Here is an 8,131-nt window from a genome sequence, read left to right as displayed (position 1 = left end):
TTTGTTCCCCCCCCCCCCCCCCCCCCCCCCCCCCCCCCACGGCTGGACGGGGCTCCCCTCGGCCCCGTGCGGATCAGTTCGGCATCGGCATGGGCTGGGGTGCGCTGCCCGCGGGCATCATGACGTAGGCCACGACAGCCAGCAGCACCAACAGCAGGCTCACGATCAGCACGGCGGTGGCCATCCACCGCGCCCAGGGCCGGGTCCTGAAACTCGCCAGCGCCAACGAGAGCCCCGCGAGGATCGCCGTCAGCGCGGCCAGGCCGCCGCCGATGAGCAGTTGGACGGAGAACTGCGACACCTGGTCCACGGGCACCGGCTGGTTCCCGATGAGCACCACGGTGGTGAAGAGCTGGACCAGTTGGCTCGAAAGCACCGTCAGGGCGAGCAGGAACAGCGCTGTCAGGGCGAAGGTCTCCGCGCCCAGAGGACCGCTGGGCCGGTCGGTGCGCTCCGGGGCGGCCACTCCGGAGTCCGGCTCCAGCAGGGGCTCCTCCACCATGGCTGGCTCCTCCGCGGGCACCCCGGCCCCGGTGGCCGGGTCGGCGCCGGGCTCCGGCTCGCGGCCGGGGTCCCGTGCGGGCCCACGGGTGGGATCGGTCGGGTCGTTGCCTTCCGCTGATGTACTCACGCGGTCAACGTACCCGCCGAAGTACCAAGGGAGTTTCTACAAAACTCCCTTTCAGGCCCCGGACGGCAGGGTGATGAAGGTCAGCACCGAGATCACGACCAGCAGCGTGCCCACGATCACGGCCGCGGCGGCGCCCCAGCGGCTCCACGCCCGCGTGCCCGCGTCGCTCCGCAGCAGTGCCAGGGCCCCGGCGAGCACGGTCAGCGCGCTCAGCCCGCCCGCGACCATCACCTCGGCCGCGAGCGCGCTCGCCTCCCCGGCGCTGGTGTCGGTGGGGACCCGGCCCACGAAGAAGAAGCCGAAGAGTTCGAAGAGCCGGGTGTTCAGCGCGGTGAGGGCGAACAGCATCAGGGCGATGACGCTGAAGGTCTCGGCGGCGAACAGGCCGCCGGGGGAGCGGACCGGCGGCGTGCCCGCGATGAAGGCGCCGCTGGCGTCGGTCTCCTGACGCACCCCCGATGTCCCGGACTCCCCGCGCGTTCCGGCGGCACCGGCGACACCGGCAGTACCGGCGGCACTGGTGCTCTCAGCGGTCCCGGCCTCCGGGGCGTTCTCCGCCGTCGCCTCCGCTGCTGGCGCCGTCTCCGTCGCCTCCGCCACCTCCTCGGTGGACGCGGGGTCGTCGGCGGGGTTGGTGTCTTCTCGCGAGGTGTTCACGGCGCCAAAACTACCGCGCGCCTCCCCCTTCTCCGAGAGGGAGTAACGCACGCTCCGTGGCCGGTTTCGGCCATACCGGAGCCGCTCGTCCATGTCCACTCGACCGTGCCCGCCCGTCCGGGAAAAAACAATCACACGCGCTTGTTTTTTGGTGTGGTCGGTGTCACCCTCGGTCCATGACCGCTGCTACCCCGGCGCCCCCGCTGTTGGTCGCGAACGCCTCCGGTTTCTACGGAGACCGCTTCGCCGCCGTCCACGAGATGCTCACCGAGGGGCGCGCGGACGTCCTCACCGGCGACTACCTGGCCGAGCTCACCATGGCCATCCTCGGCCGCGACCAGCTCAGCGACCCCGGCCGCGGTTACGCCCGGACCTTCCTGCGCCAGATGCGCGACACCCTGGCACTGGTCATGGAACGCGGCACCCGGGTGGTCACCAACGCGGGCGGCCTCAACCCGCGCGGCCTCGCCGACCGGCTCACCGAGCTCGCCGACGGGCTCGGCCTCGAACCCCGCATCGCCTGCGTCACCGGCGACGACCTCATCGACCGCGCCGAGGAGCTCGACCTGGGCTCCCCCCTGACCGCCAACGCCTACCTGGGCGCCTTCGGCATCGCCGCCTGCCTGGACGCGGGCGCCGACATCGTCGTCACCGGCCGCGTCACCGACGCCTCCCTGACCGTGGGCCCGGCCGCCGCCCACTTCGGCTGGACGCCCGGGGACCTGGACGCCCTGGCCGGGGCCACCGTGGCCGGGCACGTCATCGAGTGCGGCACCCAGGCCACCGGCGGCAACTACGCCCTGGCCGACGAACTCCTGCGCGAGGGACACGACCTGGACCGGCCCGGCTTCCCCCTCGCCGAGATCCACGCCGACGGCAGCGCGGTCATCACCAAGCACCCCGGCAGCGGCGGCGCCGTCACCACCGGGACCGTCACCGCCCAGCTCGTCTACGAGGTCGCCGGGCCCCGCTACCCCGGCCCCGACGTCACCGCCCGCCTGGACACCGTGCGCCTCACCAGGCAAGGGACCGACCGCGTCCTGATCAGTGGCGTCCGCGGCGAGGAGCCGCCCCCCGACCTCAGGGTCGGTCTGACCAGCCTCACCGGCTTTCGCAACGAGGTCGAGTTCCTGGTCACCGGCCTGGACGCCGAGGCCAAGGCCGCCCGCGCCGAACGCCAGATGCGCGCCGCCCTCGCCGACCGGACTCCGGACGACCTGCGCTTCACCCTCGTGCCCGCCCAGGACCCCCACGGCGACACCCAGGACGCGGCCACCGCCCGTCTGCGCGTGGTCGCCCGCGACCACGACCCCGCGGTCGTGGGCCGCTCCTTCGGCGCGGCCGCCGTGGAACTGGCCCTGGGCAGCTACGCCGGGTTCCACCTCACCGCGCCGCCGCGCGACGCCCGCCCCGACGGGGTCGCCGCCACGCACGCGCTCGTGCCAGCCTCCGAGGTCGCGCACACCGCGATCCTGCCCGACGGGGCGCGGGTGCCCGTCGCGCCCGCGCCCCGCACCCGAGCCCTGACCGGGGTTCCCGAACCCCCGCCGCTTGAACCCCTGCCCGAGGGTCCCGTGCGCCCGGTCCCGCTCGGCCTGGTCCTGGGCGCGCGCAGCGGCGACAAGGGCGCGGACGCCAACCTGGGCGTGTGGGTGCGCGGCGAGACGGCCTGGCGGTGGTTGGCCACCACCCTGACCGCCGACCTGCTGCGCGAACTCCTGCCCGAGACCGCGGGGCTGCGCGTCACCCGGCACCTGCTGCCCAACCTGTACGCCGCCAACTTCTGGATCGAGGACCTGCTCGCTCCGGGCACCGCTCGCCGCGAGGGCGAGGACCCGCAGGCCAAGGGGCTGGGCGAGTGGCTGCGGGCCCGGCGCGTTCCCGTGCCCGAGGCCGTACTGGCGGAGGTGGGACAGGCGTGAGCGTGTTGAGGACCGGGCGCGTCCCCGCCCCTGAGGTCCTGTTGGCGGAGGTGGGACAGGCGTGAGCGTGCTGAGGACCGGGCTCGACACCACCTCGCCCGCCTTCACCGAGGCCCGCGAGGCGATGCTGGCCAAGCTCACCGAGATCGACGCCGAGCACGCCAAGGCCCTGGCCGGGGGAGGACAACGCTACGTGGAGCGCCACCGCGCCAGGGGCGGCCTGCTGGCCCGCGAGCGGATCGAACTCCTCCTGGACGAGGGCAGTCCCTTCCTGGAACTGTCCCCGCTCGCCGCCTGGGGCAGCGACTTCCACGTCGGCGCCAGCCTCGTCACCGGTGTGGGAGTGGTCTCCGGCGTGCAGTGCGTGCTGGTGGCCAACGATCCCACCGTGCGCGGCGGCTCCAGCAACCCCTGGACCCTGAGGAAGACCACCCGGGCCGCCGAGATCGCCGAACGCAACCGGATGCCGCTGGTCAGCCTGGTGGAGTCCGGCGGCGCCGACCTGCCCACCCAGAAGGAGATCTTCGTCCCGGGCGGCCGGACCTTCCGCGACCTGACCCGCCTGTCGGCCGCGGGGATCCCCACCGTCGCGCTGGTCTTCGGCAACTCCACCGCCGGAGGCGCCTACATCCCCGGCATGAGCGACCACGTGGTCATGGTGCGCGAGCGCTCCAAGGTGTTCCTGGGCGGGCCGCCGCTGGTGCGGGCCGCCACGGGCGAGGAGAGCGACGACGAGTCGCTGGGCGGGGCCCGCATGCACGCCGAGGTCTCCGGCCTGGCCGACCACCTGGCCGAGGACGAGCGCGACGCGATCCGTGTCGGACGGCGGATCGTGGCCCGCCTGGGCCACCGCAGGGCGGGACCCGCCCCGCGCCCGTCGGCCCCCGAACCCCTGTACCCGGCCGAGGACCTGCTCGGGGTCATGCCGCCCGACCTGCGCGTGCCCGTGGACCCGCGCGAGATCATCGCCCGCCTCGTGGACGGCTCGGTGTTCGACGAGTTCAAGCCCTCCTACGGCGCTGGCCTGGTCACCGGCTGGGCCGACCTGCACGGCTACCCCGTCGGCGTGCTCGCCAACGACCACGGCGTGCTCTTCAGCGCCGAGGCCCAGAAGGCCGCCCAGTTCATCCAGCTCGCCAACCGCGCGGACACGCCGCTGATATTCCTGCACAACACCACCGGCTACATGGTCGGCCGCGAGTACGAACAGGGCGGCATCATCAAGCACGGCTCGATGATGATCAACGCCGTCTCCAACAGCACCGTCCCCCACTTCTCGGTGCTGGTGGGCGCCTCCTACGGCGCGGGCCACTACGGGATGTGCGGGCGGGCCTACGACCCGCGCTTCCTGTTCGCCTGGCCCAGCGCCCGGTCCGCCGTCATGGGCCCCCGCCAGCTCGCCGAGGTGCTGTCCATCGTCGCCCGCCAGTCCGCGGCGAGGAAGGGGGAGCCCTACGACGAGGACCAGGACGCCGCCGTGCGGGAGATGGTGGAGAACCAGATCGAGGCCGAGTCGCTGCCCCTGTTCCTGTCCGGGCGGGTCTACGACGACGGCGTCATCGACCCCCGCGACACCCGCACCGTCCTGGGCCTGTGCCTGTCCTACGCCCACAACGCCCCCGTCCGGGGCACCGACCGCTTCGGCGTCTTCCGGATGTGAGGGAGAAGCAGCCTTGAACCCCGTCACCCGCCTCCTGGTCGCCAACCGGGGCGAGATCGCCCGCCGGATCCTGCGCACCTGCCGCTCCCTGGGCATCGCCACCGTCGCCGTGCACGCCCCCGGCGAGGAGAACGCCGCGCACGTGACCGAGGCCGACACCGCCGTGCGCCTGCCCCCGCCCGAGGGGCGCGGACCCGTGGACGCCTACCTCGACCCCGACGCCGTGGTGGCGGCCGCCCGCGCCTCCGGCGCCGACGCCGTCCACCCCGGCTACGGCTTCCTGTCCGAGAACCCCGCATTCGCCCGCGCCGTCACCGACGCAGGGCTGACCTGGATCGGGCCCCCGGCCGAGGCCGTCGAGAGCATGGGTGCCAAGACCCGCGCCAAGCGCGTCGCCCGGGACGCCGGGGTGCCCGTCGCCGACGCCCTGGACCCCGACCGGGTGCGCCCCGAACACCTGCCCGTGCTGGTCAAGGCCGTCTCCGGAGGCGGCGGACGCGGCATGCGCGTGGTCCGCGACCTGGCCGACCTGCCCGCCGAGACCGCCGCGGCCCGAGCCGAGGCGGCCGCCGCCTTCGGCGACCCGGCGGTGTTCTGCGAGCCCTACGTGCCCCACGGCCGCCACGTCGAGGTACAGGTCATGGCCGACACCCACGGCACCGTGTGGGCCCTGGGCGAGCGCGACTGCTCCGTCCAGCGCCGCCACCAGAAGGTCGTCGAGGAGACGCCCGCCCCCGGCCTGCCCGACGACCTGCGCGAGCGCCTGCACGAGGCCGCCCGCCGCCTGGCCCGTGCCATCGGCTACACCGGCGCCGGGACGGCCGAGTTCCTCGTCCCGGTGGGGGAGGAGGGCTTCGGTGACCCGGTCTTCCTGGAGATGAACACCCGGCTCCAGGTCGAACACCCCGTCACCGAGTGCGTCACCGGCCTGGACCTGGTCGAGTGGCAGATCCGCGTCGCCGAGGGCGAACCCCTGCCCGGGGGCGGGCCGCCCGCGCCGCGCGGCCACGCCGTCGAGGCCCGCCTGTACGCCGAGGACCCCCGTGACGGCTGGCGGCCCCGCACCGGAGTCCTGTACGCCTTCGACGTCCCCGCCGACACCCGCTTCGCCCCGCCGCCCGCGTTCGGGGTGCGCCTGGACAGCGGCGTCGAACCCGGCGACACCGTCGGCGCCGACTTCGACCCCCTGCTCGCCAAGGTCGTCGCCCACGGCCGCGACCGCCGCGACGCGCTGCGCCGCCTGGCCGCGGCCCTGGCCGCCGCGCGCGTGCACGGGGTGGGCACCAACCGCGACCTGCTCGTGCGGGCGCTGCGCCACCCCGCGTTCGCTGAGGCCGAGACCCGCCCCGGCGGACTGCACACCGGCTACCTGGACGGCGACCGCCTCGCCGCCCTCGTCCGGCCCCTGGCCGACCCCGCCACCGAGTGCCTCGCCGCGCTGGCCGCATGCCTGGCCGCCGCCGAGGCCGCCCGCGCCGACGCCGCCACCCCCGCCGGGATCCCCGCCAACTGGCGCGGCCTGCCCTCCCAGCCCTTCGTCCGCCAGCACGACGTCGACGGGGACGAGGCGAGGCGGACCACCACCGCCTACCGGACCCGGCGGGGGTCCTACCTGCCCGAACAGGCCGGGGTCCGCGTGCTCTCGGCCGCGCCCGACCGGGTGGTCCTGGAAGTCGGGGGCCTGCGCCGCGCCTTCGCCGTCCACCGTCCCGCCGCGGGCGGCGACGTCCACGTCGACTCGCCCCTGGGATCGGTCACCCTCACCCCCGTCGACCCCCTGCCCGCGCCCGAGGCCGCGGTCGACCCCGGCGCCCTGCCCGCGCCCATGCCCGGCACGGTCACCGCCGTGGAGGTCGCCGTGGGCGAGCGGGTCGAGCCCGGGCAGACCCTGCTGCGCATGGAAGCCATGAAGACGGAGCACCGCGTCACCGCCCCCGCCGCCGGTGCCGTCCGGGAGATCCCGGTCGCGGCGGGGCAGAGGGTGCCCGCCGGGGCGCCCCTCGCCGTCCTCGACTACGAAGGGGCCACGCCGTGACCGGTGCCATGACCTTCAACGAACCCGCCGAGCGCGTCGACCTGCGCGCCGCCGTGTCCGCGTTCGCCGCGGGGTACGGGTCCGAGTACTACCGGGCCCGCGCCAAGGAGGGCGCCTACCTCACCGAACTGTGGCGCGAGGCGGGCAGGCTCGGCTACCTGGGCGTCAACATCCCCGAGGAGTACGGCGGCGGGGGCGGCGGCATCGGCGACCTGGCCGCCGTCCTGGAGGAGTTCGGCGCGGCCGGGTGCCCCACCCTGATGATGGTGGTCTCCCCGGCCATCTGCGGCACCGTCCTGTCCCGCTTCGGCACCCCCGAACAGCGCGAACGCTGGCTGCCCGGCCTGGCCACGGGCGAGACCATCATGGCCTTCGCCATCACCGAGCCCGACGCCGGGTCCAACTCCCACCGCATCACCACCACCGCCCGGAGCGACGGCGGGGGCTGGGTGCTCAACGGCCGCAAGACCTTCATCTCCGGCGTGGACGTGGCCGACGCCGTCCTCGTCGTGGGACGCGTCCAGGACGAGGACACCGGGCGCCTGTCCGCCGCGCTGTTCGCGGTGCCCACCGACGCCTCCGGGTTCGAGGCCCGCCCGATCGAGATGGACCTGGTCAGCCCCGACCACCAGTACCAGCTGTTCCTGGACGACGTGCGCCTGCCCGCCGACGCCCTGGTCGGCGACCCCGGGGCCGGACTCCTCCAGCTCTTCGCCGGGCTCAACCCCGAGCGCATCATGGCCGCGTCCCTGGCCACGGGCAGCGCCCGCCACGCCCTGGACAGGGCGGTGGCCTACGCCAGGGAGCGCAGGGTCTGGCGCGACACCCCCATCGGCGCCCACCAGGGGCTGGCCCACCCGCTGGCACAGGTCAAGATCGAGCTGGAGCAGGCCCGCCTCATGACCCAGCACGCGGCGCTCCGCTACGATTCCGGCGACGACGCGGGGGCGGGGGAGGCGGCCAACATGGCCAAGTACGCCGCCGCGGAGGCGTGCGTGCGCGCGGTCGACCAGGCCGTGCAGACCCTGGGCGGCAACGGCCTGGCCAGCGAGTACGGGCTGGGCTCGGCGATCGCCGCCGCCCGCCTGGCGCGCATCGCGCCGGTGAGCCGGGAGATGGTGCTCAACTACGTGGCACAGCAGTCCCTCGGCCTGCCCAGGTCGTACTGAGCCGTCGGCGCGCGGACGCCGACCGCCTCAGGGGTGTGGGGACGGGGGGAAGCAGCG

At 74.8% G+C, this 8,131-nt stretch carries 5 protein-coding genes and 1 pseudogene; 4 read left to right on the top strand and 2 right to left on the bottom strand.

Annotation, left to right across the window (positions count from 1 at the left end; translation table 11 throughout):
* Positions 1-73: 73 nt before the first annotated feature.
* Together ACSIH6_RS35585 and ACSIH6_RS35580 are read right to left on the bottom strand one after the other, a co-directional pair.
* Entirely contained in the window at positions 74-631 is a 558-nt protein-coding gene (locus ACSIH6_RS35585; RefSeq protein WP_435112717.1) for a hypothetical protein, read from the bottom strand.
* Between the two features lie 51 nt (positions 632-682).
* Positions 683-1,288, bottom strand: coding sequence for a hypothetical protein (locus ACSIH6_RS35580; RefSeq protein WP_435112716.1), 606 nt, complete (start codon positions 1,286-1,288; stop codon positions 683-685).
* Between the two features lie 153 nt (positions 1,289-1,441).
* Between ACSIH6_RS35580 and ACSIH6_RS35575 the strand changes: the two are divergent.
* The 4 genes and pseudogenes from ACSIH6_RS35575 to ACSIH6_RS35560 all read left to right on the top strand — a co-directional run bounded on the left by ACSIH6_RS35575 (position 1,442) and on the right by ACSIH6_RS35560 (position 8,074).
* Positions 1,442-3,210: pseudogene (locus tag ACSIH6_RS35575) on the top strand (acyclic terpene utilization AtuA family protein).
* A gap of 61 nt (positions 3,211-3,271) precedes the next feature.
* Positions 3,272-4,870, top strand: a complete 1,599-nt coding sequence (locus tag ACSIH6_RS35570; protein ID WP_435112715.1) for an acyl-CoA carboxylase subunit beta — start codon at positions 3,272-3,274, stop codon at positions 4,868-4,870.
* 13 nt (positions 4,871-4,883) lie between these two features.
* Positions 4,884-6,905: an ATP-binding protein gene (locus ACSIH6_RS35565; RefSeq protein ID WP_435112714.1), complete on the top strand. Its 2,022-nt coding sequence runs from the start codon at positions 4,884-4,886 to the stop codon at positions 6,903-6,905.
* Positions 6,902-8,074 carry an acyl-CoA dehydrogenase family protein gene (locus ACSIH6_RS35560; RefSeq protein ID WP_435112713.1) on the top strand — a complete coding sequence of 391 codons (1,173 nt, stop codon included), beginning with the start codon at positions 6,902-6,904 and terminating at the stop codon, positions 8,072-8,074. The genes ACSIH6_RS35565 and ACSIH6_RS35560 overlap by 4 nt, the downstream gene beginning before the upstream one ends.
* Positions 8,075-8,131 lie beyond the last annotated feature (57 nt).

Origin of the sequence: Nocardiopsis synnemataformans, from assembly GCF_965343085.1 — a bacterium.
GTDB lineage: Bacteria > Actinomycetota > Actinomycetes > Streptosporangiales > Streptosporangiaceae > Nocardiopsis > Nocardiopsis alborubida.
This window is presented reverse-complemented; position numbering and strand designations above follow the sequence as displayed.